This window comes from Deinococcus apachensis DSM 19763 (assembly GCF_000381345.1).
Classification (GTDB): domain Bacteria; phylum Deinococcota; class Deinococci; order Deinococcales; family Deinococcaceae; genus Deinococcus; species Deinococcus apachensis.
Map to the genome: position 1 here is coordinate 433,134 of NZ_KB906399.1, position 24,473 is coordinate 457,606.

Genomic DNA, 24,473 nt, shown 5'->3' on the forward strand with positions numbered 1-24,473 from the left:
ACGCTCCTCTCTGGCCCCGGCCCCTACCCTGCGGGCATGATGGACGGGATGAGCCTCTCACCATCCCAGGACGAGCGCCGGGAAGGCCTGCTCGCCGACCTGCTCAGCCCGCGCACCTACCGCACCGCGCTGTACGTGGGGCTGGCGTTGCCGCTGGGCGGACTGGTGTTTGTGCTGCTGGCGGCGGGGATGCTGGCGGGCGTGTTCACGCTGCCGCTGCTGGTGGGGGCAGCGTTCCTGCTGGGCACCCTGTGGCTGATCCCGGGCCTGGCGGAGGTGCAGCGCTGGCTGGCGGGCCTGCTGGGCGTGCACTTCTCGCGGCGGGCGCCGCCCCCGGCCTACGCGGGCGTGCTGCCCTGGCTACGCGCGACCCTGGGAGACAGCGCCACGTACCGCGCGCTGATGTTCCACCTCGTGCAGTTCCCGCTCGCCATCCTCTGCTGGCTCGTGCTGGGAGTGCTGCTGGGGGTGTCCGTCCTCGCACTCGCTTCGCCCTGGTGGGCCGCCCGGCCCGAGGTCTTCCCCGTGACGTGGTACGGCGGCCAGGTGACCCTCACGGGGGCCGGGGTGGCGGGCCTGACGCTGGGCGGGGTGGGCGGGCTGCTCGTCACGGCGGGGGTGCTCAACCTGCTGGGTCGGGTGTGGGCCTGGCTCGCCTACGCGCTGCTGGCGGGGCCGCCCGACGAGAACGGCGCCCGGCGGGAGGTCGCGGCCCTGCGCCGGGCGGCGGGGCGGGTGGCGCTGGGGGATGACCTGGGGGCCACCCTCGCCGACCTGGCGGGGCAGGCGCGGGCGGCGAGCAGCGCGCGGGCGGTGGCGCTCGTCGCGCCGGACGGCACCGTTCGCACGGCGAGTGGTCCCCTCCATCCCGACCTGCAGGGGCCGGGCGTGTCTCCCCCGGCCGGTGGGGCGGACGTGCGGTACGCGGCGGGGGGCTTCACCCTGGCGACCCTGCCGGTCGTGGCAGGCGGGGCGGACGGAGGCACCCTACGCGCCCTGTACCTGCCCGGCACCCAGCCCGGCCCCGAGGAACTCGCCTTCCTGCTGAGCATCGCGGACCACGCGGGGACAGCCCTGCACGCCGCCGAACTCATCCGGCGGGCCTCCGAGCGGGCGGGGGAACAGGAGCGGGCGCGGCTGGCGCGCGAGCTGCACGACAGCGTGGCGCAGGCGCTGTACGGCATCACCCTGGGGGCCAAGACCGCCCGGGCCACCCTGGGCCGCGACCCGGAAAAGACGCGCGCCAGCCTGGACTACACCATCCGGCTCGCGGAGGGCGGCGTCTCGGAGATGAAGGCCCTGCTCTTCAGCCTGCGCCCCGACGCGCTGGAGGAGGGCGGGCTGATCGCGGCGCTGACCCAGAACGCCCACGCGCTGGAGGCCCGCCACGGCCTGACGGTCCACGCCAGCCTGGGCCGCGAGCCCTCCCTCCCCCCCGCCGCCCAGGCCGCCGCCTACCGGATCGCTCAGGAGGCGCTGCACAACGTGGTCAAGCACGCCCGCGCCTCGCGGGTGTGGCTCTCGGTGCGCGAGGAGGGGGAAGAGGTGACCCTCACCGTGCGGGACGACGGGCGCGGCTTCGATCCGGCGGCCCTGCCCGGCGGCACGCTGGGGCAACGTTCCATGCGCGAGCGGGCGCAGGGGGCGGGCGGCACCCTGACGGTGAGCAGTGCCCCGGGCGCGGGCACGACCGTGACCCTGACCCTCCCCGCGGTTCCCGAGGCCGTTCCCGCCGGGGAGGTGCGCGCGTGACCGTTGCCGAGCGCACCCCGCCGCGCCCCCTCGCCCCCGTGCTGGGCCGCATCGCGCTGGGGCTGGGGCTGGTGGCGGGCGGGGCGGTCCTCACCTGGCAGGGGGGGCACGTCACGCCCGTCCCGGGGCTGAACGCGGTGCGGACTCCGCTGGACCTCCCGCTGAACGGTGCCCGCGCGCTCAACGTGCGGCTGGAGGGGGACCGCACCAGCTTCCACGTCGCCGGGCTCCCCTGGCCGGGCCGGGAGGCGCTGGCGGGGAGCGCCCTCCACCGCGAGCGCAACCCCCTGCGGCTGGAGGTGACGCGCGAGGGCCGCACGCTGGACGTGGACGCCCAGCTGAACGTGCAAGCCCTCCAGGAGGGCGTGATCGGTGTCCGCACACCGCCCCTCCAGCACAAGGTGGAGGTGCAGCTCTCGCGCGGGGTGCCGGTCACCCTGACGACCGACTCCTACAGCGGCGACACGCGGCTGGACCTGCACGCCCTGCGGGTGCGCGCCCTGAGCGTGCGGAGCGGTTTCGGCGAGGTGGTGGCGACCCTGCCCGAGCGGCAGAGCGGGCCGCTGACCGTCGTGACGCTGGGCGGCGATGTAACGCTGCGCGCCCAGCCGGAGTGGCGTGCCCCCGCCCTGCGTGTGAACACCGAGAGCGGCGACGTGCGGCTCGACCTCGCCCCGGCGCGGGTGGAATCCCTCAGCATCGGTGTGCTGACCGGCGACGTGACGGGCTCGCTGCCCCGCACCGACCGCGTGACCGTTGCCTCCGGGCACGGGGACGTGGCGCTGAGCCTTCCCGACGGGGCGGCGGGCACCCTCGACCTGCGCTCGGAGGGGGGGCAGGTGGCCCTGACCGTGCCGCGCGAGGTCTCGCTGCGGGTGCGCTTCACCGACCGCACCGCCCTGGGCCTGCCCCCTGGCCTGAGACGCCAGGGCAACACCGCCGCCACCGACGCCAGTGCCCTGCAAGACCCCGACCTCGACCTCTTCATCGACGCCCCGCGCGCCGACCTCGCGCTGCGTGACCCCGAGACTGCCCCCTGAGGAGACCCCCGACCATGACCAACCCCGCCCCGACCGATATGGCCCTCCCGTCCTCCCCCCCCGTGCGCGTGCTGCTGGTGGACGACCACGCCGTCGTGCGCCAGGGCCTGCGCCTTTTCCTGGGCCTGGACCCGCAGATCGAGGTCGTCGGCGAGGCCGCCAACGGCGAGGAGGCCCTGGCCGAAACCGACCGCCTGAACCCCGACGTGGTCGTGATGGACCTGATGATGCCCGTGATGGACGGCATCCAGGCCACCCGGCTGCTGCGCCGCCAGCATCCCGATATCGAGGTGATCGCCCTGACGAGCACCCTGGAGGAACACAAGGTCAACGGCGCCATCGACGCCGGGGCGATGGGCTACATGCTCAAGGACGCCTCCTCGGACACGCTGGCCGACGCGATCCACGCCGCCGCCCGGGGCGAAGTGCGCCTGCACCCGGAAGCCGCCCGCCGCCTGGTGCGCGACTTCCGCACCCCCGAGATGCGCGAGACGCTGACGCCCAAGGAGGTGATCGTGCTGCAACTCATCGCGCGGGGGTACTCGAACCGTGACATCGCCGCCGACCAGGGCGTGACCGAGGCGACGGTGAAGACGCACGTCAGCCGCCTGCTGAGCAAACTGGGGCTGGAGAGCCGAACGCAGGCGGCACTCTACGCGCTACGACACGGGCTGGCGAGTCTGGAGGAGGGAAGCGGGTAAAGTTCAGAGAGAACTCCTGGCCCGTGTCAGGTGGCATGATGACCGTGTTTCGGTCGCGCCACCTGACACCGCGCCGGAAGGGTTGGCGGATATGGCGTTCGTGGTGACAGGCAGGCTGCCGAACAAGGAGCGGACTCATGCCAACCGCAGACCGAAGCCCCCTGATCGCCCCGGACGACGGCCACGCCCTGCTCAATCCTATCGGCGGGTACATGACGCTGAAGCTGCGCGACGCCATGACGGCGGGCGCCTACTCCGTCCACGAGAACGTGCTTCCGGCAGGCTCACCGGGACCCCGGCCGCACCTACACCGCTACCACCAGGAAACGTTTTACGTGCTGGAGGGCGAACTGACCGTGCGGGTAGGCGAGCAGACCCTCCAGGCACCCGCAGGTTCGTTCGTGGTGATTCCGAGGGGCGTGGTGCATCAGCCGTCGAACCCCGGCGCCCAGCCGACGCGTGTGTTGCTCATCTTCTCGCCGGGGGGAATGGACAGGTTCTTCATTGAGGCCGCTGAGGGCCGTCATCCCTTGCAGGCGAGGGTGGAGGCCCCCGACGTGCTGGAACAGTTGCAGGCTTTCACCACGCGGTACGGCTACGAATTCGCGGAGTGGCCGGAAGGCACCTGACCAACGCCCTGCCCGAGTGCCGTCACAAATCCCAGGAGAGCAGGCGGACGCCCTTCCCAGTTCGCCCGCCTCCCGCGTCTCCACGACCTACCCCAAGTCCCCCATTGCGTCCGCCAGTTCCTTCTTCACACAAGTGAACATCGGCGTGTCGCGCAGCGTGTACATGCTTGCCTCGGTGTAGCGCAGCCGGTGAACGAGGTCCACAAACTCCTGCGGGTAGTCGGAGTCGAAACTGACCACGAACTCCTGGTCGTCAATGCCGTAGGAGTACGAGGTGTTAATCCGCACACCCTTGAAGGGGCCGGAGGCGTAGATGTGCTCGTCCATCATGCCCTGACGCGAGTGCGGCGTCAGGTCGTACCAGGGGCGGGTCTTGATGAAGGGGTAGATGAACAGGTACTTGCCCTGTCCCGGCAGGATTTCCAGGCCGTGCCCGCTGCCCTCAATGCGGTTGACGTACTGACTGCGCTTCTGCATCGAGACGAAGTTGAAGGGCTGCGTGAGGTAGCCCATCAGCCGGGTGCGATTGAGCCGGGCCTGCGCGTCCTGAAACTCGCGGACATCAAAGGCGATCCGCCACAGCATGAAGTCCACGTCACCGCGCACCCCGACCAGACTGTAGGCGCGCTGGATGATGCCCTTCTCGGCGGGCGCCTCATCCACCCAGCCCTGAGCGGCGGCCAGGAACTCAGCCTTCAACTCCTCGCGCTCGGTCTGGGGCAGGCGGCGGAAGGCGGGGTCGAGCTTGTAGAAGGCGTAATTCAGGAACTGGCGCTGGGCGCGGTCGGGCTCACGCTGCGTGACCTGCCCGCTGGGGTCGAGGTCCACCATCATCTTGGGTCGGCCACCGGGGGCGCCAGCGGGACGACCTCCGGTGGTGGGCGGAGTGTTCTCCGTCTGCGTCGGCTTCTGCCCGTCCGTCACTGCGCCACCGCCTGGCCGCGCAGGTCCGTCTCCAGGCCGAAGTTCGTCCGGTACAGCGCCTGAATCGCGTCGTACTCGGCATCGCTCAGGGGTGCCGCCTGGAAGGTTGCGGCGTATTCCGTAAGCCCCTTCTCGTCGTAGATGTTGGGGAGGACGCCTGCCATCGCGGGGGAGCGCAGCGCGAACTGGAGGGCGAGCTGGCCGATGGTACGGCCCCGGCCCTCCACAAACTCCGCGTTCAGTTGCTCGACCTTCTTCAGGCCGTCCTCCATCCAGGCCTTGCGGCGGGCGTTGGTGGTCAGGCGCCAGTTGCGGTGGTCGCCCGGCTCGAACTGGGTGTCGAGGGTCATGTACCCCTCCAAGAGCCCGGAGGCATGGGGCACGCGGGCCATCACGCCCACCCCCTCCTGCTCGGCGACGGGGAGAATCCGCTCGCCGAGGACCTGCTCCAGCAGGTTGTAGATGATCTGGGTGGGGGCGTGACGCAGCCGGATGCTCAGGGTGCCCTCCTCGATCTGCCGCTCGTTCAGTGCCGGTCCCAGGGCAGTGCCGTAGGCGCGGATCAGGCCCTCTCCCTTGAGCGTTTCCAGCTCGGCCCAGAGGTCATCCTTCTGAATAGCGTCCACCCGGCAGTTGTGAAGCTGGTAGTAGTCGATGTAGTCGGTGCCCAGCCGCCTCAGCGAGCCTTCCAGCGCCTTGCGGAGATATTCGGGCGTCCAGTCGTGCGGGCGCTCCTGCTGGCCGGGGCGCTCGGGGTGGGTGTAGATGTCGTAGCCGAACTTCGAGCCGATCACGATCTGGCCGCGCACATCGCCCAGTGCGCGGCGCTGAATCTCCTCCGCGCGGCCCGAGGCGTAGGTGTCCGCGTTGTCGAAAAAGGTGATGCCGAGGTCGAAGGCCCGGCGCAGCAGCCGCACGGCCATCTCCTCGTCCTTCACGCCCCACCACGTCGTGCCGACCGTCCACACGCCGAACCCCACCGCGCTCAGGGTCAGGTCCGTGCCGAGCAACTTCCGGTATTCCATGAGGCGTACTATTCCACTGCCCCCGGGGGACAATGCACCCCGAACGAGCGGTCAGGCACGGGGAAAGAGGGTTCGCCCGGGGGAGGGGCTGCCTAGACGCCCGCCTGAGTTCTCGCCTGCATAATTTGACTTTCCCTGCATCCCACGCTATCTTCTTTCCATCACCGCCCAGGAAGGCGGCTTTTTTTATGCCTGCCGGGGGACGGGAAACACCAGCCGGAAGTCCGGCACACCCAAGGTCAGGCGGGGGCGAATCTGGCGCAGAGGTGGGCGCAGTCCGTCGGCCTGCAGGACGGTGAGGCGGGCGGGCGTCACGTGGCCAGCCGCCCCTACCGGCGTCAGCAGCCACCCCTCTCCCCCCTCCAGGTTCGGCTGGGCGAGGGTTCGCAGCGGGGCCGGGATCAGGGCGGAGGTGACGGGCAGACGCGGGCCACCCATGCGGAAGGCGAGGTGGGCGACCTCCCGGCCGTCCTCCCCGGTCACGCGCACCTGGCCCTGCTCCCACGCGAAGTGCGCGAGGCGTTTGGGCAGCCCCCAGTTGTGCCGCCCCCACACCGCGCTTTCCGCCGTGCTGACCCAGATGTGAGCCACCTGCGGGCGCCAACCAAAGAGCGTTCGGGTCAGCGCCACCCACAGCAACTCGTCGTAGGGGCCGACCGGCGAGGTCGCGTAGCGCACCAGCATCAATGCACCCACGGGTCTGCCGGGTGCAGGGGCATACATGGCGAGCAGACCGCTGCCGCTCAGCGTCCAGGGGGGCGGGGACATGGGTCCAGGCTACGCGCTACCCTCGCCCCCATGCTCAAACACGTCTCATTCCTGACCCGCGATCTGGCAGCCGTCCTCGCCTTCTACACCCGGCTGGGCGGCGTGGTGGAAAAGGACCTGACCACCGCCGAGGGCTACCGCCGGGGCGTGATCCGGCTGGGCGAGGGACGGCTGCAATTCTTCGAGGTTCCCGGCGCGGCGCCCGCTCCGCACGGGCACTGGGCGGAACACCTTGCGCTGCATGTCGTGGGCTTGCGCGACCTCCTTCCCGGGTTACGGGCGGCAGGCGTCACCGTCACGCGGGACCTCCAGCTCAGCCCGAGGGGACGCACCATGGCCTTTGTCCTCGACCCGGACGGGCGGCAGGTGGAATTGCTGGAGGCGTAGCCAGCTCAGTCGTGCCACCATGACGGCGTGAGTGACGACCACTGGGGCGAGTACGCGCGGGCCACCCGGAGCGGTCCTCCCCGGCCCCTGCTGCTGGAGGTGCTGGCCCATCTGGACGCGGACCCGTCGCCCGGGCGGGCACTGGACCTGGGCAGCGGCGCCGGGAACGACACGCTGGAGTTGCTGCGGCGGGGCTGGTCGGTGACGGCGCTCGACCGGAACGCGGAGGCGCTGGACGTTCTGCGGGCGCAGGCGGGTGACCTGGCGGGGTACCTCACGACCGTCCACGGCTCCTTCCAGGCGGCCCCCCGGCGGCGCTACCGGCTGGTCTATGCCAGCCTGAGCCTCCCCTTCTGCCCGCCGGGACGCTTTGACCGGACCTTCCGGGGCGTTCTGGCGCGGGTCGGTGTAGGCGGCTGGCTCGCCGCCACGCTGTTCGGTGAGCGGGACGGCTTCGCGGGCGAGCCCGGGATGAGTTTCGTGACGCTGGACCACTTGGGCACGTTGCTGGAGGGCCTGGACGTTCAGGTGCTGCGCGAGGAGGAGGGTCCCAGGCGGCTGGCCCTGGGCGGCGAACACCACGGCCACCTCCTGACCGTGATCGCGCGGCGGCCCGCCTGAACGGCTAGGGTCCTTCTGTATAGACCCGGCTGGGGAAGTAATACTTGTCCAGCAGCAGCTTGCCCAGCGCCACGGCAGGCACGGCCAGGAGCGCCCCGGCGAAGCCCAGCAGCGACGCCCCGACCAGGATGGCGACGAGCACCGTGACGGGGTGCAAGTCGGTTGTGCGGCTGAGGATGTAGGGGCTCAGGAAGTTCCCCTCGATCTGGTTGGCGGCGACGAAGATCACGACGACGAGGAGCATCTTGACCCAGCCGAAGGGCAGGGCCAGCAGCAGCGCGGGCGTGGCGCCGATGATCGGACCCAGGTACGGCACGATGTTGAAGGCCCCGGCGAGAAAGCCGATGGCGGCGGCGCTGGGAATGCCGATCAGGCTGAGGCCCAGCCACACGAACACGCCGATGAAGGTGGCGATCACGAGCTGCCCGCGCACATACCCGCCGACCGCCGTGCCGACCAGGGTGGTGAATTCCAGCACCTTCGGCTGCCAGGGCCGGGGAAAGGCGCGCAGCAGCGCCGTGTTCACCCGGCTGTAGTCCAGCATCAGGTACACGCTGAGCAGCAGGATCAGCAGCACCTGACCCAGGATGCCGCCGATGGAGACCAGGCGGCTGAACAGCGTCCCCGTGGAACTCAGGGCGTTTTGCAGGATGGGGATGATGTTCGTGCCCAGGTTGCGGACATAGGCCTCGGCAGCGGTCGTCAGCCGCTCGCGGGCGTTGTCGAGCCCCGGGATGCCGCGGTCCTGAAGCCAGCCCCCCATCCGGTCGAGCAGGTCTCCCAGACGACCGACCTGATCGGGCAAGCTCTGGAGCAGGGTGATGAGCTGGCCCGCGACGGTCACGAGCAGTGCCCCCGCCAGCGCGAAAACCCCGACGAAGATCAGCAGCACGAAAAAGACGCCCAGGCCCCGCTTGACCCGACCGCGCTCCAGCCAGTTGAGTAGCGGGTTGGCGAGGTACGCGATCAGGAACGCCACGGCGAAATCCACGACCACCGTCATGACCTGGCCCAGCAGGCGGTAGGCGGCGTAAAAGGCCAGCAGGAACACGGCCGCCCGGACCCAGGGGCTGCGCCACACATACTGGAAGGCATTGAGGGCTTTCGGGGGCGAGATCACCCGTGCATCATACGGAGCCGGAGGGCTGCCCGTCGGCGGACACGACCGAACCGGTCCGCCGGGCTTTGCTACAGTGGGCGCATGTCGTCCCTGTGTTGCCTCCCCCCGCGGTAAGCAGCGCACTCCGCCTGCCGCCGCGCCCTCCATCTGTGGCGCGGCGGCCTTGTTTTGTCTTCCTCCACAGGAGTTTTTCCATGACCCCAAGCGAGACACCCCAGCCGGATTCACAGATCGTCCTGTATGACACCATGCAGCGCCAGAAGGTGCCCTTCGTCCCCAGTGTGCCGGGTCGAGTGGGCATGTACCTGTGCGGCCCGACTGTCTACTCCGACGCGCACCTCGGGCACGCGAAGAAGGAGGTCGCCTTCGACGTGATCCGCCGGGCGCTGCTGCACTTCGGCTACACGGTGCGCTACGTGACGAATGTGACCGACGTGGGCCACCTCCAGAACGACGCCGACGAGGGCGAGGACAAGCTGCAAGCCCGCGCCCGGCTGGAACAGCTTGAGCCGATGGAGGTCGCCGACAAGTATTTCTGGTCCATCGCCCGCGACATGGACGCGCTGAACGTTCTCAAGCCGTCCATCAACCCGCGGGCGACCGGCCATATCCCCGAGCAGATCGAGCTGATCGAGGAGCTGATCCGGCGGGGCCACGCTTACGAGTCGAACGGCAGCGTGTATTTCGACGTGCGGAGCTGGCCCGAGTACGGCAAGCTTTCGGGGCGCAGGCTGGACGACCAGGAGGAGGGCACCCGCGAGGCCGTGCGCGAGGAGAAACGCGACCCGCGCGACTTCGCCCTGTGGAAGCGGGCCGAGCCGGGGCACCTGATGCGCTGGGAGTCGCCATGGGGGGTGGGTTTCCCGGGGTGGCACATCGAGTGCAGCGCGATGAGCCTGAAGTACCTGGGCGAGGGCTTCGACATCCACGGCGGCGGCCTGGACCTCCAGTTTCCCCACCACGAGGCCGAGATCGCGCAGGCGGAGGCGGCGGGGCACCCCTTCGCCCGCTACTGGATGCACAACAACATGGTCACGGTCGGCGGCGAGAAGATGAGCAAGAGCAAGGGCAACTTCACCACGCTCAAGGACCTGCTCGCCGTCCACGACCCCATGGTGATCCGCTTCCTGCTGGTCAGCAGTCACTACCGCTCGGTGACCGAGTTCTCCGAGGCCGCCTTCGAGAGCGCCCGCAGCGGGTACCGCCGCCTGACCGAGGCGCTGCACGAGGTCGAGCGCCGTCTGCCCACGGCTCCCGGGCGCGACGACCCCGCGCTGCGTCAGAAGATCGCGGGACACGTCCAGGCCTTCGAGGCCGCCATGCGCGACGACTTCAACACGCCCAAAGCCATCGCGGCGCTCTTCGGCCTGACCACCGACGTGAACGCGGCCCTCAACGCCGGGGAGGTGGGGCGGGAGGCGCTGGAGGCGGCCCGGACTGCCTACCGCACCCTGGGCGGGGAAGTCCTGGGCCTCTTCGCAGAAGGCGCGGCCGAGCGCGAGGACGACACCGAGGTCGTGAGTGCCCTGATGGACCTCGTGTTGCGGGCGCGGCAGCACTACCGCCTGAACAAGCAGTACGCGCAGGCCGACGAGCTGCGCGACACCCTCGCCGCCGTGGGCGTGACCGTCGAGGATACCAAGGAGGGGCCGCGCTGGCGGCGCTGAGGGGCCTCCCTGTCAGAAAATTGTGATGCCCGCTTCCTAGCATGGGGTTCGAGAGGTGCGTAGTCACCCCTCATCCTTCCCTCCAAAGGGCGCGCCACCCCCCCTCCGGGCGCGCCCAATTTTCTTTGGTCTCTGGGGCAACTGGGCAGATCAATGCGGGGTGAGCCGACCCTCACCCGCCGCAGGGGGGGGGCGGTACACTCGCCCCATGCTGCCGCTTGTGAAGCAGGTGCTGGACAACTTCAACTTCGACGTGGACCCCGACCTCAGCCCCGAGGAGAATGCGGAGGAGGTCATTCGGAGCGCGGCGCTGCTCTCCGGCGCGATTGCGGTGGAGCCGGTGCCCTTCGCCGACATCCTGCTGATCACCCCAGTGCAGGCCAAGATGGTGCTGCACATCGGCAAGATCTATGGCTTCGACATCACGCCCGACCGGGCGAGGGAGATTGTGCAGGAGCTCGGCGCCACGGTCGCCTATGGTCTCGTCGCCCGGCAGGTCATGCGCGGCGTTGCCAAGCTCGCCCTGCCCGTGATTGGCGGCCTGATCACCGCACCGGCCGTGTACGGCTGGACTTTCGCGCTGGGACGGGTGGCGCAGAACTACTTCGAGCGCAAGCGTCAGGGCCTCCCGGTCGCCAAGCAGGAGCAGGTCAAGGTTATTCAGGAGGCCAAGGGGCAGGCCCGGCGAGTGCTGCCCAGCGCCCAGGACTTCAGCGACCTCGCCGCTGAGCTGCGCCGCCGCGCCGACGAGAAAAGCCGGAACCAGGGCGGGGGACCACGCGACCTGAATTGAGGGGCAGTGGAGGGGAGCTGTGCGCTCCGCTTGACCCCTCCCCCTTTTCTGCGGCAGACTCCCCCCAGGCGTTGATCCGCAGGAGTACCGCGCCACGCACCCATGAGCGAGCCTGAGACGGTGAGAGTCAGGCGGGGCCAGCAGCGCGGGAAGGGCGGCGGGGAGCCGATTCAAAGACACAAAAGTGCCAGTCTTTCGGCAGACCGCCGGGCTGGAACTGGGGTGGAACCGCGTAGAATCGAACTCTGCGTCCCCAGGCGAGCATTCGCCGGGGCCGTTTTCTTTTGCACCTGGCGGATGCGGGAAAGGAGAGGTTATGCCCGCACAGTCGATGGAAGAACTCGTCAGCCTCTGCAAGCGCCGGGGGTTCATTTTCCAGGGCTCCGAGATTTACGGCGGCCTGCAGGGGTTCTACGACTACGGCCCCCTGGGTGTCGAGCTGAAGAACAACCTCAAGGCCGCGTGGTGGCGCACGAACGTCTACGAGCGCGACGACATGGAGGGCCTGGACGCGAGCATCATCATGCACCGCCTGGTGCTGCGTCACTCCGGCCACGAGGCGACCTTCAGCGACCCGATGGTGGACAACCGCAAGACGAAGAAGCGGTATCGCCTCGACCATCTGGTGAAGGATCAGAAGCCGGACGTCATTTCTAAGGTGGCGGAGGGCATGGGCGAGAGCGCCGATAACTTCCCGGCGGTCGTGGCGGCCCTCGTGGCGAACCCAGCGAAGGCGTCCGAGGCCCTGATTGCGGCGGGTGTGCGAGACCCCTTTTCCGGCGAGGTGGGCGACTGGACCGACCCCAAGCCCTTTAACATGATGTTCCGCACGACCATCGGCCCGGTCGCGGATGAGGACAGCTACGGCTACCTGCGGCCCGAGACGGCGCAGGGCATCTTCACCAACTTCAAGAACGTGGTGGACTCAACCAGCCGCCGCCTGCCCTTTGGCATCGCCCAAATCGGCAAGGCCTTCCGCAACGAGATCACGCCGCGCAACTTCATCTTCCGGGTGCGCGAGCTGGAGCAGATGGAGATTGAGTTCTTCTGCGTCCCCGGCACCGACGAGGATTGGCACGAGAAGTGGCTGCAAGCCCGCCTCGCGTGGTGGGAGGCGCAGGGCGTGCCGCGCGGGAAGATTCAGATTCTGGATGTGCCGAAAGAAGACCTCGCCCACTACTCCAAGCGCACCTATGACCTGATGTACGACTACCCCACGTTGGGCTATGAGGAGATCGAGGGCATCGCCAACCGCACCGACTTCGACCTGGGGAGCCATACGAAAGCACAGGGGGAACTGGGTCTCCAGGCGCGGGTCGAGGAGAACCTGGATTCGGTCGCCAAGCTGACCATCCCCCACCCCGAGACGAACAAACCTGTCGTGCCCTTCGTAATCGAGCCCTCGGCGGGCGTGGACCGCGCGATGCTCGCCGTGCTGTCCGAGGCGTTCACGAAGGAAACGCTTTCGACCGGCTCGGAACGCATCGTGCTGAAGTTGAGGCCGCACCTCGCGCCCATCAAGGTGGCCGTCATTCCCCTTGCCCGCAACCGGGAGGAGATCACCACCGTCGCCCGGCAGATCAAGGCCGACCTCCAGAAACTCGGCCTGGGCCGCGTGCTGTACGAGGACAGCGGCAACATCGGCAAGTCCTACCGCCGCCACGACGAGGTGGGCACCCCCTACTGCGTGACAGTGGACTTCGACACTGTGGGCAAGGGGGAGGACCCCGCTCTGACCGACACCGTGACCATCCGCGACCGCGACACCCTCACCCAGGAACGGGTGAAGATCAGCGAACTGGCGGACTGGATTCAGGCGCGGCTGCGATAGGTCGCCCGTCTCCAGACCCCAGAGCCCCCGCGCCGCGCGGGGGTTTTCTGCATATGCTCGCGTCATGCTCAAGATGAAGTCCGCCTGCGAGCGTTGTAGCGTGCCCCTCCCGGCCGACGGCGAGGCCACCATCTGCTCCTTCGAATGCACCTTCTGCCCGACCTGCACCGAATTGATGCACCATACCTGTCCCAACTGCGGTGGAGAACTCGTGCAGCGGCCCCGGCGCACCCGCTCGGCTGCCTCGGCAGCGGCTGGTAGCCTGGTGCGCCGGGTAAGGTCCAATCGGGTCTCCTGAAGGCCTGCAGGGGCACGTCGCATACGAGACTGAGTGTGCTGGGAGGGTATGCGCGTTCCCCCTCTCAGCCTCCCCCTCAAGGGGGGAGGAGGAACAGCGCCGAAGCTCCTGCTTTTCAAAACCGTCTATGGTGGACAGCCTATTCCTGCAATTGGCTCGCTCTCGCACCGCCTTCACCACACTTTGCTCGCGCAGCGAGACGGTGGGCGAGCGACTTTGCACACAGCAAGATCAAACATTGCGCGTAGAGAAGGGCGGTCACGGGCGCGGCGGGCGAGCCCCTCGCCGAGCGCAGCGGAAAGCTCCCCCCTACCCTCACCGAGGGCAGGGGAGGTGGGAGCCAATGAGGGCAAGAAGCCCTGCCCTCTCGAGAAAACCCATCAATCCGCCCACCGGGGTAAAGCCCGCGAAGTCCCAAATAAACGCGTCAAGCAGCCCGACCTACTCACGCTGGAGGGCGGGCCACGTTTCGGAGCCAGCTGCCTCAGCCCTCTTTCTCACCGTACTTGCTCTCCAGGTAGCGGCGCTGCGCCTCCAGCGTGCGGGTGTGCTGGCCCCGCCGCTCCTGCACGATGCCCTGCATTCGGCGCCCGATCAGGTCAAGCTGACCCAGGAACAGGCGGTCAGTCTCAGGGGAGCGCGGCGCGGCGTGGTAGGTCCGCAGCAGGTCGGGCAGGTCCTGCTGGGCGGCCTGCCGCGCATCGTAGGCCTCACGGCTGAGGGAGACGTCATCTGCCGTAGCACGCAGGGCGTCGCGGGTGGCGATCACCGTGGCTTGCAGGGCGGAGCGCGTGGTGGCCGGGAGGACCCGCTCCCCCGTACGCAGCACGGCGAGCAGACCGGCTTCCCCATCACTCCCTGCCCTTCCCGGTGCGTCAAGCGTGATGGGCTCGGGCTCATCCGCCGCCGTGATCAGGCACGAGGCCCGCCGCACCGTCCAGACCACCCCAAAGGCGCCGAGCAGCAGCGTGAAGCCCAGCATCCAGCCCGCCACGTCGCTGCCAAAGGCCGTGCCGAGCCCCAGCAGCGCGAGCAGCGGCACCAGCAGCAGCGCCCCCAGCACGCTCAGAACGATCAGCACGAGAAGGCCGAGCGCCCGGCGAAGCAGGCTGGCCCCACGCTGGACGGGATGACCCGGCCTGCCCGGCGGCAACCAGGGGTCACGGGAGACGCCCGCGTGGCGTGTGGCAGGCTGAATCAGATACCGCACCACACGCGAGCCGGTGCGGGCAGCGGTGTAGAGGGTGGTGACCGGTGGAGCCATATCCTCAGGGTACGCGGCGCACGTCCTGCCCGTTCCCGTGCGCGTCACGGTTCACGGAAGGGCGCAGTTCCCGCACTCGGTCGGCCAGCGCCTGCCACGGCCCGAGCTGGAAGTGGTTGTGCCCCAGCGGACTCGTCGAGGGCAGCACCCAGACCTCCGCCCCCTCCAGCGGGAGAAGTTGCGGGCCGTAGGGCAGCTTGCCGGTGGGCACACCCAGCGTCTCGGAGGCGCCACGCTTGCTGGTGAAGGCGATGATCCTTGGGCGGTACGTCCCGATCTTCTCGCGCAGTTCGTCGGGCGCCCACGCCTCGTCGGGCAGGGCGGCGTCCACCCCGCTATGGCGCTTGGCGACGTCGGTCAGGCCGATGCCGTACTGCGGCAGGGTCGGGTACTCGCGCGGGGCGAGTTGCCGGGGCGTCAAGCCCACCTCGTGCAGGACCCGCCAGAACTTGTTCTCGGGGTTGGCGTAGTACGCCCTGGCCCGCGCACTGATGCGGCTGGGCGCGGTGCCAACCAGGACGAGCGTGAGCCCTTCTTGCAGCACATCGGGGACGAGGTAGCCCTGTCCGGCCGGAGACTGGCCGCCCGGGGCGGGCCGCTCCCCCTCAGTCATCGTCGTAGCGCTCCTCCTTGAAGGGGTCGCCGCGCATGTGGTACCCGTTGCGCTCCCAGAAGCCGGGCTTGTCGGCGGCCATGAACTCCAGGCCGTTCAGCCACTTCGCGCTCTTCCAGAAATACAGGTGCGGCACGACGAGGCGCAGCGGCCCGCCATGTTCCGGGGCGAGCGGTTCGCCGCCGAAGGTGTGGGCGATCAGGTTCTCAGGCCGGGTGAAGTCCGAGAGTTCAAGGTTGGTCGTGTACCCGCCGACGGAGTGCTGCATCACGTGGGTGGCACCGGGCTTGAGCTGAATGTGTTCCATCAGGTCCACCACACGCACGCCCGTCCAGGTCGTGTCGAGCTTGCTCCAGTGGGTCACGCAGTGGATGTCGTAGGTGAGGGTGGTCTGCGGCAGGGCGAGGAGGTCGGCCCAGGTGAAGGTCTTCTCCTCTGCCAGGCCGAAGATTCGCACCGTCACGTCCCCCGGCGCGTAGTGCTGCGAGGGGCCGTAGGTCAGGACGGGAAAGCGGGTGGTAAGCGTCTGCCCCGGGGGAATGCGCCCACCCTGGTCGTCCGCGGGTTTCTTGAAGAATTTGCCGAGCATGACGTTATTTGACCGCTCACCGCAAGCGCGGCGGTATAGGAACCGGCACGTTTGTCCCGTTCGTGAAGGATTCCGGTAGGTGTTTTCAGAAAGCTGTCTGCCCTGGCGCCGCGCCGTTATATTCTCGCAAGACCGGCTGGTGTAAGATGTACACCAAGACCGGGAGTGTTCCTGCCTTCCCCGGACGAGCATGCCCGGCCCAGGCGCCCCGCGCGCAAGGAGAGCCCCGCATGAGTGAGCTGAACACCCGCACCCAGGCCCGCCACGAGGTCGAACGCGCCCGCTTCCTGGGCGACGTGTACGACCTGCTGGCGATTCTGCGCCGCGAACCGAACGAACTGCTGCCCTTCCACTGGGTCCGGCACCTCGCCCCGGAGGGCGAGCACTCGCTGGGCGTCCAGTCCATCCCCGTCGACCAGATCATCGGGTCGGTGGACCGCTACCGCGAGTTCGACCGCCACTACCTGCCCAAGGAACCGCACCTCGACGAACGCTGGATCGGGGTCCGCGCCGCGCAGCTTGAGGGCAAGGAGTTGCCGCCCATCCAGGTGTACAAGGTCGGCGACCTGTATTTCGTCAAGGACGGCAACCACCGCGTCTCGGTCGCCCGCCGTCAGGGCCAGCACTACATCGACGCGAACGTGATCGAGCTGAACGTCACCGTCCCGCCCGACGAACACGACACGCTGCGCGACCTGATCATCAAAGGGGAGTACGCGCGCTTCCTCAAGGAGACGAACCTCGACCGGGTGGTGCCCGGCCACCGCGAGATTCTCTTCACCACGCCGGGCCGCTACGACCGCCTGCTGGAACACATCCGTACCCGGCAATACTTCCTCGACCGCAAGCCCGAGCGCGCGGGGCTGCCGCCCGTGACCTGGGAGGAGGCCGTGGAGAGCTGGTACCGCCGCCTGTACAGCCGGGTCGTCGAGAACATCGAGAAACACGACGTGATGAGCCGCTTCCCGGGCCGCACCGAGGCCGACCTGTACCTCTGGATCATGGATCACCGCTACTTCCTGACCCAGAAGTACGGCCACGACGTCGGCAGCGAGGAGGCCACCCGCGACTTCCGCGCCCACCACGCCCCGCCCCTCTACAAGCGGTTGGGGCAGCGCATGAAGTTGCTGCTCAAGGGGGAGCTGGAACCCGCGATGTAGCGGAGGCGGTCAACGGGGCGCGGCACGCAGCGGAGAAGTTCTCCCACGTGCCGCGACCTGCGTTCGGCCTACTCCCCCAGCACGTACCCCACCAGCGTCCCCACGCCCCAGCCGGTCGCCTGGCCGTCCTTCAGCGCGTTTCCGGCGATGTCGAGGTGCGCCCACGGCCGGGTGACGAACTCGCGCAGGAAAAGGGCCGCCTTGATGCTGCCCCCCGCCGGGACCATATCGGAATTCCGCAGGTCGGCGAGCGTCTCCTTCTGGAAAGCCTTCAGGTACGGCGCGTGCAGGGGCATCTCCCAGACGAATTCGCCGAAGGCCTCGGCGCCTGCCTTCAGCCGGGAGGTCAGGTCCACATCGGTGCTGTAGAGGGCCGCAACGTCGTTCCCCAGGGCAACGGTCTTCGCCCCCGTCAGGGTCGCCACGTCCACGAGTTCGGTCGCGCCCTCATCGCAGGCGACAGCCAGGGCATCGGCGAGGATCAGGCGGCCCTCGGCGTCGGTGTTCACGATTTCGACGGTCTTGCCGTTCACCGCCCGGTAGATGTCGCCGGGGCGCATGGCATCGGGGCCGACCATGTTCTCGGCGGCGGGGACGTAGGCGCGGACCTCCACGCCTTCCGGGAGGCGATCACGCAGGGCGCTCAATGCGCGCATCGCCCCCAGCACCGCCGCCGCGCCGCCCATGTCGCCCTTCATGGTGGTCATCCCCGCGGCGGGCTTGATGGAGTAGCCGCCCGTGTCGAAGGTGATCCCCTTGCCGACGAGGGCGATGACACGCTGCACTTCTCCCCGGGCCGGAAGCGTCACACGGATCAGGCGCGGCCCACCCGCGCTGCCCGCCGCCACCGCCGTCAGCAGGCCCATGCCCCGCGCCTCGATCTCGGTGCCGTCCCACACGTCCACGTCGGCGCCCAGGGTGTCGAGACGGCGGGCCTCGCGGGCCAACATGGCCGGATTGAGGACGTTCGCCGGAGCGTTCACCAGGTCGCGGGCAAAGCGGACGCCCGCCATGAGGGCTTCTACCCGGTCCAGGCTTTCGGCTGACAGGCCTTCCACGGTCAGTTCGCCGGGTTCAGGCCTGGCCTCCGAACGGTAACGGGAATCCTGAGCGCCTGCCGTGAGGGCGGCGAGCGCCAGAGCCTCGGCGTGGGCCGTCTCCCCCACCCGCACCGTCCGCGCCTCCAGGTCGGTCGCCAGTTTGACGAGGGCGGTGCCAAGCTCGCGGGCCTGGGCCGCGTCCGGGGGTGGCAGCGCGACAGCCTCGTCCCCCTCTTCAGCCCGTGTGAGCAGACGGACCGTGCCCGGCTTCAGGTCGCGTGTGATCCGCTCGGGCACGTCCACCCGTCCCTCCTCGAGAAACGTCAGGGTGAGGTCCGCCCGCGCCAGCTCGTTGACGAGTTGCATGGGAGGCAGTAAAGCACGGGGGGGAGGGCAAGGCGTCAAAGCATTCCCACAGAGGTGGGGAACGCGCGGCGTAAGCAGCAGCACCGTGGCGTACCGGTTCATCCCCACACCCGTGGGGAACGCCCCGGCGCACTTTCTTAATCTGCTCGGCCAGCCGGTTCATCCCCACACCCGTGGGGAACGCACTCTCAAAGTACAATGGCAAGCCGAGCCTCCCCCTTCGAAAGTCTCTAGTGGGGCGAGTCAGAAGACGCTGAATGGTATTTCCGGGGTCGGGGGGGCAAACTGGAGGCGAGCGCTTATGTGACTCTGCCCGAATGGCGTCGCTGACGCACAGCAAAGTGTTCAAGGTCTTCTGACTCACTCCACTAGTGGCCGGGGTAATCCGCCCTACAAACTGTCAAGTTTCCCGGAGGTCATCTCCCCGGGCTGATGGTGCAGGTCAGGAGGTACACACGGCAACCGGGGGCAGCCCGGTGCAGATTCTCTGGTTGAGGAGATGATTGTGGGGGTGCAAGGTCAGCCACGCGTTTTGCGACCCCAGCCGTCCCCGCCCCCTCGCGTATACTCCTGTCTACTGTGACTGGCTCCATCGTTGTGTCCGAGGCGGCGCTCGCCTCACTGATCGGGCTGACTGCCCACGAGATTCCCGGCGTGGTCGGCATGGCCCCCGCCAACCTGAAAGAAGGCATCTCCCGCGTGCTGGGCCGCGCCAACGCCCGCGAAGGCGTCGTGGTGGGCCGCGAGGGCGAGGGCTACACCGCCGACCTGTACGTGGTCGTCGCCTATGGGGTGAGCATCCCCACCGTGGCGCGGAACATCAAGGAGCGGGTGGAGCACATCGTGAAGACCCAGGCGGGGATTGAACTCAGGGCCACGCGCGTCCACGCAGTGGGGGTGCAGCGTGCCTGAGCATGTGCGGACCCTGAAACCGACCGACCTCGCGCGGATGCTGCGGGTGGCGACCGACTGGCTGGGCGTGTACCGCGAGCAGGTCAACGCCCTGAACGTGTACCCGGTACCCGACGGCGACACCGGCACGAACATGCACCTCACCATGCAGTCGGTGCGGCGCGAGCTCGACACCTGCGACGAGCACAACATGGCTTCCGTCGCCCGCGCGATCAGCTACGGGGCGCTGCTGGGCGCCCGGGGCAACTCGGGGGTGATCCTCTCGCAGCTCCTCAAGGGCTTCGCGGAGGCGGTGCGCGACCGGGCCGAGGTGGACGCCGATACCCTTGCCCGCGCCTTCCGCGCTGCCCAGAAGGCCGGGTACGGCGCGGTGATGAAGCCGGTGGAGGGCACCATCCTGACGGTCGCGCGGGGAGTGGCCGACGGGGCGAACGGGCCGCACGACCGCGATACGGTGGACTCGGTGCTGGAGGCCGCGCTCTTCGAGGGCCAGCGCCTCCTCGACCAGACGCCCGAGATGCTCCCGGCCTTGAAGCAGGCGGGGGTGATCGACTCGGGCGGGCAGGGCTACCTGTACGTGGTGCAGGGCATGCTCGCGGCCCTGCGCGGCGACGCGCTCCCCGAGGCGCCCGAAATTACCTCCTACGCTCAGGAGCAGTTCGAGACCGAGGAGTTCGGCTACTGCACCGAGTTCCTGATGTCGGACTCGACCAAGGCCATCGAGGAGATTCGCTCACTCGTCTCCCCTTTCGGCGACAGCCTGCTCGTGGTCGGCGCTGAGGGGTACGTGAAGGGTCACATCCATACCAACGAGCCCGACGCGCTGCTCGCCACGGTAGGCCGCTACGGCCGGATGCTCAAGACCAAGGTCGAGGACATGTCCGAGCAACACACCGAGATCCTGGGCATGGCGGGCGCGGCGGCCCGGGCCGAGGAGGAGGTGGCACCCTCCGGCCTCGTCGCGGTGGCGAGCGGGTACGGGCTGGTCAAGCTCTTCCGCTCGCTGGGGGCGCGCATCGTCTCCGGCGGGCAGACCGCCAACCCCAGCGTGCAGGACATCGTGGACGCGGTGCGTTCGGTGAGCGCGGAGAAGGTGCTGATCCTCCCCAACAACAAGAACGTGCTGATGGCCGCCGAAAAGGCGATGGAGCTGATGGAGGGCCGCGCCGTCGTCGTGCCCACCCGCACGCTGGGGCAGGGCATTGGGGCGGCGCTCGCCTTCCAGCCGGACGCGGATGCTGAGGAACTGAGGGCGGCGATGGAGCAGGCCGCCGCCCGCGTGACCACCTTCGAGGTTACCCGCGCGAGCCGCACGACGAACATCACGACGAAGGAGGGCGTCACGCTCGACATCGCCGAGGGGGACGTGATCGGCCTGAAGGACGATGAACTCGTGCAGGCGGGCGGGAGCCCCGAAGAAAGTGTGATGGAAATGCTGGGCAAGAGCTACGCCGGACAGGAGATCATCACCGTGTTCGGCGGTCCCCAGAAGACGCAGGAGGACCTGGACGCCCTGTCCGAGCGCATCGGCGGGGAGTTCCCGAGCGCCGAGGTCGAGGCGCACCTGGGCGGGCCGGACCTGTACGACTATCTGGTGACCATGGAGTAATTGGACGAGGAGGGGCGGCGGCTGAGCAAAGGCCGCCGCTCTTCTTTTCAATCCCCCTCGAAAATATCCAGCGGCAGGAACGCGCTCACCGTGTAGTTCGGCGCGTCCACGATCTGGCTGATCTTGAGGTCCACGCAGGCGCTCGCCAGCACGTAGGCCTCCTCCAGCGTCAGGCCGCGTGCCTGGAGGCGATGCAGCAGCGCGCGTAGGGCGATCCGGGCTGCCGTCATGAGTTCGGGATGGTGACCAGTCGTCGCGTGCCAGCGGGTGCTCGTGCCGCCTTGGGTGGGGGTGATGAACTCGGGAGTTGTTAACCCTGCTCCGCGTTCCAGCCTGAAGCGCAACGTCACCTGTCCGGCGCACTCGATGCCAGTGCCGCTGAGTTCGCCGTCTCCCTGCGCCGCGTGCAGGTCGCCGACGGAGAACAGGGCACCAGGCACCTCGACAGGCAGGAACAGGGTGCTTCCCGCCACCAGTTGCCGGATGTCCATGTTGCCGCCCACCTGCCGGGGCGGGGCGGTCGGGTGGGGACCGGGGGCCGCGGGGGCGACGCCCATCACGCCGGGGAAGGGGGCGAGTGGCAGGCGGATACCCGGGCGGAAGTCCGTGTGCGTCCGCTCTCGCAGGTCCCAGAGGTGGGTGTAGGGTTGAAGTCCTTCCTCAGCCAGCACCGCGTCCAGCAGGCCAATACCGTTCGGGCGGCAGCCGGTCCAGCCCCAGTCGGCGGTCCGCGCCTCCAGAATATCGATCTGTAAAGCATCCCCCGACTCCGCGCCCTCCACGAAGACGGGGCCGGTGAGCGGATGGCCGCGTGGCCCCTCCCGCTGGGGGAAAGCATCGGCGGCAGCGAGGGCGACGAGTTCGGCCGCGCCGGTGAGTTCCCCCGCCACCGCTCGCCGGGCCACCCCTCCATCCGAGGCGTCCAGGGTTTCGAAGGAGACCGTATCGCCGGGGCGGATAGTCAGGGCAGGAGGCAAGCTGTTGTCCCAGACGGTGTGAATGCTGTCGGTGCCAAGGGAGTGCTCGCTCATGGCTTCCCAGAGTACGGGTATTCTCCCCCCATGCTCGACCCCCACGCCGCCCTGCCGTTCACTGCCGACGTTCACCCGGGGGCGCGGCCCGCCCTCCGCCTGACCTGGGACTCGCGCGAGACTTCCCCGGAAGTCGCCTTCGTCGCCCTCCCCGGCGAGCGGATGCACGGGAACCGGTTCTTGGAGGCGGCACTCTCTGCAGGCGCTCCCTTCGTGCTGACCGACCTCGACGTGGAGCGGGCGGTGCGGGTGACGGATGCCCGGGAGGCGTTGTTCGCCTGGGCACGGGCAGAGCGGGCCAGGAACCCCCTCGTCGTGGGCATCACGGGCAGCGTGGGCAAGACGACCGCGAAGAATTACGCGGCGGCGGCGCTGGAGGCCCACTTCATGCCTGTGTACAACACCATGCCCGCCATCGCCTGCTTCCTGATCGAGTTCGGGGGAAGCGGGCGGCCCCTGGTCGTCGAGATGGGGATTGACCAGGTGGGTGAGATGGCCGAACTCGTGGGCCTCGTTCACCCCGACGTGGGCGTGGTCACGAGCATCGGGGAGGCGCACTTGGAGCAGCTCGGCAGCCTGGAGGGCGTGGCGCGGGAGAAGGGGGTGATCTTGCAGGGGGCGCGGGGACTGGTGGGCACCCAGGCGGCCCCGTGGTATCCCGGCGTCCCCACCTACGGCTTCGGGGAGGGGGTGACCTACGCGGGGGAGAATTTGGAGGTCACGCCGGAGGGCGCCCGCTTCACCTTCCGCGGTGTGCCCGTCACTCTGCCGCTCGCCTCCCGGGTACAGGCAGAGGCGGCCGTGCTGGGGCTGGCGCTGACGCTAGAGGCGGGGGTGCCTCTGGAGGATGCGGCAGCACGGCTCGCCGGAGTGCAGGTGCCGGGGGGCCGTTACCGGGTCCACCCCGGGCGCTTTACTGTGATTGACGACGCCTACAACGCCTCACCGCTCGCCGTGACCGCCGCACTGGATGCCCTCGCCACCTTCCCGGGCCGCCGAATTAGCGTGCTGGGCCGGATGCTGGAGCTGGGCGACACGGAGCGGGAGCTGCACGCCCGGGTGGGAGCCCATGCAAGGCAGCGGGCCGACCTGACGTTTGGGGTGGGGGCCTTCGCCGCCGAGCTGGGCGACCGGGCCTACCCCACCGTCCCCGACCTCCTCGCCGACCTGCTGACCGAGGTGCGGGATGGAGACGTGGTGCTCGTCAAGGCGAGCCGCGGCATCTCCTGGACGCCCGAGCGGCGGGCGCAGGAGGGCGTGGGGCTGGACGTGGTGGTGGAGGCGCTGCTGGGGGAGCGGTCAGCGGGCAGCCGTCAGTAAAAGCAGGACGGTAGTGGCAGGTCGCCCCATACCTTCTCAGCTGCCGCCAGGGAACAATGGCCCCATGCGCCGCTCCTTCTTCTCGGCCCTCGCCCCGCTGCTCCTGATCGCCGCATGTGCCCCGGCGCCCATGTCCCGAGCGTCCAGCCCCAGCTCGGCCCCGGGGCCAGCCGTCCCTGCCTCGGCCTTCAGCGCCGCCTTCGCCCCTGAGGGCGTGGCCTGGGTGGACCAGGGGCAGGCCTGCGTGGCCCGGGCGCCGTCCTACCGTCCCGCTTGCCCGAGGCTGCCGGGACGGGTGTCGGCGGTCGGCTGGAACGGGGGGAACGCCTGGGCCGCCCTGCCGGGAGTGGGCCTGCTCGTCACGCTCGACCTGGCGGCCCGGTCGGTTCCGGTGGGGCGGGTCGTCGCCCTCTCGGCCACCCGTGCCTACCGCGAGGACGGCAGCGCCGTGACCTACGACGGCGCGGCGACGACCGGTGTGGCGGGCGCCCCCTCGGCGGCGGTCACCGGGGGCGACGGGCAGGATTACGTGCTGCTGGCTGGGGCCCTGCTGCGGGTATCGGACGGAACGGTGCTGGAGCGCGTCGCCGGGCCGCTGCTGGAAGTCACGCCGACCGGGGCGCGCTCGACCAACCTGCCGTCCGTGACCACCCTGGCCGGGACGTACCGCCTCACTGGCACGGCGCTACAGCGGCTCGACGCGGCGGGGCGGGTGCTGAAAAGCGTGCCCCACGGGCCGGGGCGGGTCGGCGTGGTGGGCGGGGACCTGGTGACCGTCTCGCCGGGCGGCGCGGTGCGGGTGTTCGGCAGCGACCTGCAACCCGTGAGCCGCTGAACCCCGCTTTGGCCTTCATCTTTCGGGGGTCCCCCTTCGGCCTTTCACAGGCCGATTTTTTACCGTCCTACACGCCGTAATTCTCCTGTCAGAGTTCCGTAAGCGGGCGAATGGTTGCATGAGCCGTTCATGCCGCCTGCCTTTGCCCTTTTACCCCGTCCAGCCTCTCCCCGCCATG

Annotated in this window: 24 protein-coding genes; 15 read left to right on the forward strand and 9 right to left on the reverse strand. The window is 69.1% G+C overall.

Translation table 11 applies throughout. The features are described 5' to 3' along the window. Positions 1-36 precede the first annotated feature (36 nt). From F784_RS0106645 to F784_RS0106660, 4 genes are all read left to right on the forward strand, one after another. Complete coding sequence (locus F784_RS0106645; RefSeq protein ID WP_026332323.1) at positions 37-1,752, forward strand: sensor histidine kinase; 1,716 nt, start codon at positions 37-39, stop codon at positions 1,750-1,752. After that, entirely contained in the window at positions 1,749-2,792 is a 1,044-nt protein-coding gene (locus F784_RS0106650) for a DUF4097 family beta strand repeat-containing protein (RefSeq protein WP_019585941.1), read from the forward strand. Before F784_RS0106645 ends, F784_RS0106650 begins: the two co-directional genes overlap by 4 nt. Before the next feature lie 14 nt (positions 2,793-2,806). Next, on the forward strand, positions 2,807-3,493 hold the full coding sequence (locus F784_RS0106655) for a response regulator (protein WP_019585942.1): 687 nt from the start codon (positions 2,807-2,809) through the stop codon (positions 3,491-3,493). A gap of 137 nt (positions 3,494-3,630) precedes the next feature. Next, complete coding sequence (locus F784_RS0106660; protein WP_019585943.1) at positions 3,631-4,122, forward strand: cupin domain-containing protein; 492 nt, start codon at positions 3,631-3,633, stop codon at positions 4,120-4,122. 87 nt (positions 4,123-4,209) lie between these two features. On the opposite strand, the gene F784_RS0106665 is transcribed toward F784_RS0106660, so the two are convergent. From F784_RS0106665 to F784_RS24425, 3 genes are all read right to left on the reverse strand, one after another. Continuing rightward, on the reverse strand, positions 4,210-4,956 hold the full coding sequence (locus tag F784_RS0106665) for a chlorite dismutase family protein (protein WP_019585944.1): 747 nt from the start codon (positions 4,954-4,956) through the stop codon (positions 4,210-4,212). An 86-nt stretch (positions 4,957-5,042) separates the two neighbouring features. Continuing rightward, entirely contained in the window at positions 5,043-6,071 is a 1,029-nt protein-coding gene (locus tag F784_RS0106670; RefSeq protein ID WP_019585945.1) for an aldo/keto reductase, read from the reverse strand. Positions 6,072-6,257: 186 nt separating this feature from the next. Next, the gene (locus F784_RS24425) at positions 6,258-6,839 is read right to left on the reverse strand and encodes an acetoacetate decarboxylase family protein (protein WP_051086935.1); all 582 of its coding nucleotides are present in this window, start codon (positions 6,837-6,839) and stop codon (positions 6,258-6,260) included. Between the two features lie 30 nt (positions 6,840-6,869). On the opposite strand from F784_RS24425, the gene F784_RS0106680 reads away from it, so the two are divergent. Together F784_RS0106680 and F784_RS22430 are read left to right on the forward strand one after the other, a co-directional pair. Further along, the gene (locus tag F784_RS0106680) at positions 6,870-7,226 is read left to right on the forward strand and encodes a VOC family protein (RefSeq protein ID WP_019585947.1); all 357 of its coding nucleotides are present in this window, start codon (positions 6,870-6,872) and stop codon (positions 7,224-7,226) included. Positions 7,227-7,253: 27 nt separating this feature from the next. Beyond that, positions 7,254-7,847, forward strand: coding sequence for a class I SAM-dependent methyltransferase (locus F784_RS22430; protein WP_019585948.1), 594 nt, complete (start codon positions 7,254-7,256; stop codon positions 7,845-7,847). Between the two features lie 4 nt (positions 7,848-7,851). Here F784_RS22430 and F784_RS0106690 read toward each other — a convergent pair whose 3' ends face one another. Continuing rightward, positions 7,852-8,967, reverse strand: a complete 1,116-nt coding sequence (locus F784_RS0106690) for an AI-2E family transporter (RefSeq protein WP_019585949.1) — start codon at positions 8,965-8,967, stop codon at positions 7,852-7,854. Between the two features lie 194 nt (positions 8,968-9,161). Between F784_RS0106690 and cysS the strand changes: the two genes are divergently transcribed. The 4 genes from cysS to F784_RS25165 all read left to right on the forward strand — a co-directional run bounded on the left by cysS (position 9,162) and on the right by F784_RS25165 (position 13,556). Then, positions 9,162-10,634: a cysteine--tRNA ligase gene (cysS, locus tag F784_RS0106695; protein ID WP_019585950.1), complete on the forward strand. Its 1,473-nt coding sequence runs from the start codon at positions 9,162-9,164 to the stop codon at positions 10,632-10,634. Between the two features lie 208 nt (positions 10,635-10,842). After that, the gene (locus F784_RS0106700; RefSeq protein ID WP_019585951.1) at positions 10,843-11,427 is read left to right on the forward strand and encodes a YcjF family protein; all 585 of its coding nucleotides are present in this window, start codon (positions 10,843-10,845) and stop codon (positions 11,425-11,427) included. Positions 11,428-11,743: 316 nt separating this feature from the next. Beyond that, positions 11,744-13,258, forward strand: coding sequence for a glycine--tRNA ligase (locus F784_RS0106705; protein WP_019585952.1), 1,515 nt, complete (start codon positions 11,744-11,746; stop codon positions 13,256-13,258). A 64-nt stretch (positions 13,259-13,322) separates the two neighbouring features. Further along, entirely contained in the window at positions 13,323-13,556 is a 234-nt protein-coding gene (locus F784_RS25165; protein ID WP_083939149.1) for a DUF1272 domain-containing protein, read from the forward strand. A 484-nt stretch (positions 13,557-14,040) separates the two neighbouring features. On the opposite strand, the gene F784_RS0106710 is transcribed toward F784_RS25165, so the two are convergent. From F784_RS0106710 to F784_RS0106720, 3 genes are read right to left on the reverse strand one after another with little or no spacing between them, the layout of a single operon-like run. Further along, a complete protein-coding gene (locus tag F784_RS0106710) occupies positions 14,041-14,820 on the reverse strand; it encodes a hypothetical protein (protein ID WP_019585953.1) in 780 nt (259 codons plus the stop codon). Positions 14,821-14,824: 4 nt separating this feature from the next. Further along, the gene (locus F784_RS0106715) at positions 14,825-15,433 is read right to left on the reverse strand and encodes a mismatch-specific DNA-glycosylase (RefSeq protein ID WP_019585954.1); all 609 of its coding nucleotides are present in this window, start codon (positions 15,431-15,433) and stop codon (positions 14,825-14,827) included. Then, positions 15,426-16,022: a sulfite oxidase-like oxidoreductase gene (locus tag F784_RS0106720; RefSeq protein WP_019585955.1), complete on the reverse strand. Its 597-nt coding sequence runs from the start codon at positions 16,020-16,022 to the stop codon at positions 15,426-15,428. The genes F784_RS0106715 and F784_RS0106720 overlap by 8 nt, the downstream gene beginning before the upstream one ends. Before the next feature lie 230 nt (positions 16,023-16,252). On the opposite strand from F784_RS0106720, the gene F784_RS0106725 reads away from it, so the two are divergent. Continuing rightward, positions 16,253-17,182 (forward strand): DUF4032 domain-containing protein, encoded by a 930-nt coding sequence (locus F784_RS0106725; RefSeq protein ID WP_019585956.1) that lies wholly within the window; start codon positions 16,253-16,255, stop codon positions 17,180-17,182. A 68-nt stretch (positions 17,183-17,250) separates the two neighbouring features. Here the strand turns inward: F784_RS0106725 and F784_RS0106730 are convergent, their stop codons facing one another. Next, complete coding sequence (locus F784_RS0106730; RefSeq protein ID WP_019585957.1) at positions 17,251-18,588, reverse strand: M17 family metallopeptidase; 1,338 nt, start codon at positions 18,586-18,588, stop codon at positions 17,251-17,253. A 579-nt stretch (positions 18,589-19,167) separates the two neighbouring features. Here F784_RS0106730 and F784_RS0106735 point away from each other — a divergent pair. Both F784_RS0106735 and F784_RS0106740 read left to right on the forward strand, forming a co-directional pair. Then, positions 19,168-19,500: an Asp23/Gls24 family envelope stress response protein gene (locus F784_RS0106735; protein ID WP_026332324.1), complete on the forward strand. Its 333-nt coding sequence runs from the start codon at positions 19,168-19,170 to the stop codon at positions 19,498-19,500. A 37-nt stretch (positions 19,501-19,537) separates the two neighbouring features. After that, positions 19,538-21,109 (forward strand): DAK2 domain-containing protein, encoded by a 1,572-nt coding sequence (locus F784_RS0106740; RefSeq protein WP_040382587.1) that lies wholly within the window; start codon positions 19,538-19,540, stop codon positions 21,107-21,109. A 47-nt stretch (positions 21,110-21,156) separates the two neighbouring features. Here F784_RS0106740 and F784_RS0106745 read toward each other — a convergent pair whose 3' ends face one another. Then, positions 21,157-22,140, reverse strand: a complete 984-nt coding sequence (locus F784_RS0106745; protein WP_019585960.1) for an acetamidase/formamidase family protein — start codon at positions 22,138-22,140, stop codon at positions 21,157-21,159. A 30-nt stretch (positions 22,141-22,170) separates the two neighbouring features. Between F784_RS0106745 and murF the strand changes: the two genes are divergently transcribed. Together murF and F784_RS0106755 are read left to right on the forward strand one after the other, a co-directional pair. Beyond that, the gene (gene murF, locus F784_RS0106750) at positions 22,171-23,460 is read left to right on the forward strand and encodes a UDP-N-acetylmuramoyl-tripeptide--D-alanyl-D-alanine ligase (protein WP_019585961.1); all 1,290 of its coding nucleotides are present in this window, start codon (positions 22,171-22,173) and stop codon (positions 23,458-23,460) included. 64 nt (positions 23,461-23,524) lie between these two features. Next, positions 23,525-24,295 carry a hypothetical protein gene (locus tag F784_RS0106755; protein ID WP_019585962.1) on the forward strand — a complete coding sequence of 257 codons (771 nt, stop codon included), beginning with the start codon at positions 23,525-23,527 and terminating at the stop codon, positions 24,293-24,295. Positions 24,296-24,473: the final 178 nt, after the last annotated feature.

Excerpts from the sequence above, each read along its gene's own strand:
- F784_RS0106705 (WP_019585952.1), top strand. The coding sequence starts at position 11,744 with ATGCCCGCACAGTCGATGGAAGAACTCGTCAGCCTCTGCAAGCGCCGG.
- F784_RS0106700 (WP_019585951.1), top strand. The coding sequence starts at position 10,843 with ATGCTGCCGCTTGTGAAGCAGGTGCTGGACAACTTCAACTTCGACGTG.
- murF (WP_019585961.1), top strand. The coding sequence starts at position 22,171 with ATGCTCGACCCCCACGCCGCCCTGCCGTTCACTGCCGACGTTCACCCG.
- F784_RS0106660 (WP_019585943.1), top strand. The coding sequence starts at position 3,631 with ATGCCAACCGCAGACCGAAGCCCCCTGATCGCCCCGGACGACGGCCAC.
- F784_RS0106730 (WP_019585957.1), bottom strand. The coding sequence starts at position 18,588 with ATGCAACTCGTCAACGAGCTGGCGCGGGCGGACCTCACCCTGACGTTT.
- F784_RS0106655 (WP_019585942.1), top strand. The coding sequence starts at position 2,807 with ATGACCAACCCCGCCCCGACCGATATGGCCCTCCCGTCCTCCCCCCCC.
- F784_RS0106715 (WP_019585954.1), bottom strand. The coding sequence starts at position 15,433 with ATGACTGAGGGGGAGCGGCCCGCCCCGGGCGGCCAGTCTCCGGCCGGA.
- F784_RS0106645 (WP_026332323.1), top strand. The coding sequence starts at position 37 with ATGATGGACGGGATGAGCCTCTCACCATCCCAGGACGAGCGCCGGGAA.
- F784_RS0106665 (WP_019585944.1), bottom strand. The coding sequence starts at position 4,956 with ATGATGGTGGACCTCGACCCCAGCGGGCAGGTCACGCAGCGTGAGCCC.
- F784_RS0106680 (WP_019585947.1), top strand. The coding sequence starts at position 6,870 with ATGCTCAAACACGTCTCATTCCTGACCCGCGATCTGGCAGCCGTCCTC.
- F784_RS0106740 (WP_040382587.1), top strand. The coding sequence starts at position 19,538 with ATGCTGCGGGTGGCGACCGACTGGCTGGGCGTGTACCGCGAGCAGGTC.
- F784_RS0106720 (WP_019585955.1), bottom strand. The coding sequence starts at position 16,022 with ATGCTCGGCAAATTCTTCAAGAAACCCGCGGACGACCAGGGTGGGCGC.
- F784_RS0106710 (WP_019585953.1), bottom strand. The coding sequence starts at position 14,820 with ATGGCTCCACCGGTCACCACCCTCTACACCGCTGCCCGCACCGGCTCG.
- F784_RS0106670 (WP_019585945.1), bottom strand. The coding sequence starts at position 6,071 with ATGGAATACCGGAAGTTGCTCGGCACGGACCTGACCCTGAGCGCGGTG.
- F784_RS0106755 (WP_019585962.1), top strand. The coding sequence starts at position 23,525 with ATGCGCCGCTCCTTCTTCTCGGCCCTCGCCCCGCTGCTCCTGATCGCC.
- F784_RS24425 (WP_051086935.1), bottom strand. The coding sequence starts at position 6,839 with ATGTCCCCGCCCCCCTGGACGCTGAGCGGCAGCGGTCTGCTCGCCATG.
- F784_RS0106725 (WP_019585956.1), top strand. The coding sequence starts at position 16,253 with ATGAGTGAGCTGAACACCCGCACCCAGGCCCGCCACGAGGTCGAACGC.
- F784_RS0106745 (WP_019585960.1), bottom strand. The coding sequence starts at position 22,140 with ATGAGCGAGCACTCCCTTGGCACCGACAGCATTCACACCGTCTGGGAC.
- cysS (WP_019585950.1), top strand. The coding sequence starts at position 9,162 with ATGACCCCAAGCGAGACACCCCAGCCGGATTCACAGATCGTCCTGTAT.
- F784_RS25165 (WP_083939149.1), top strand. The coding sequence starts at position 13,323 with ATGCTCAAGATGAAGTCCGCCTGCGAGCGTTGTAGCGTGCCCCTCCCG.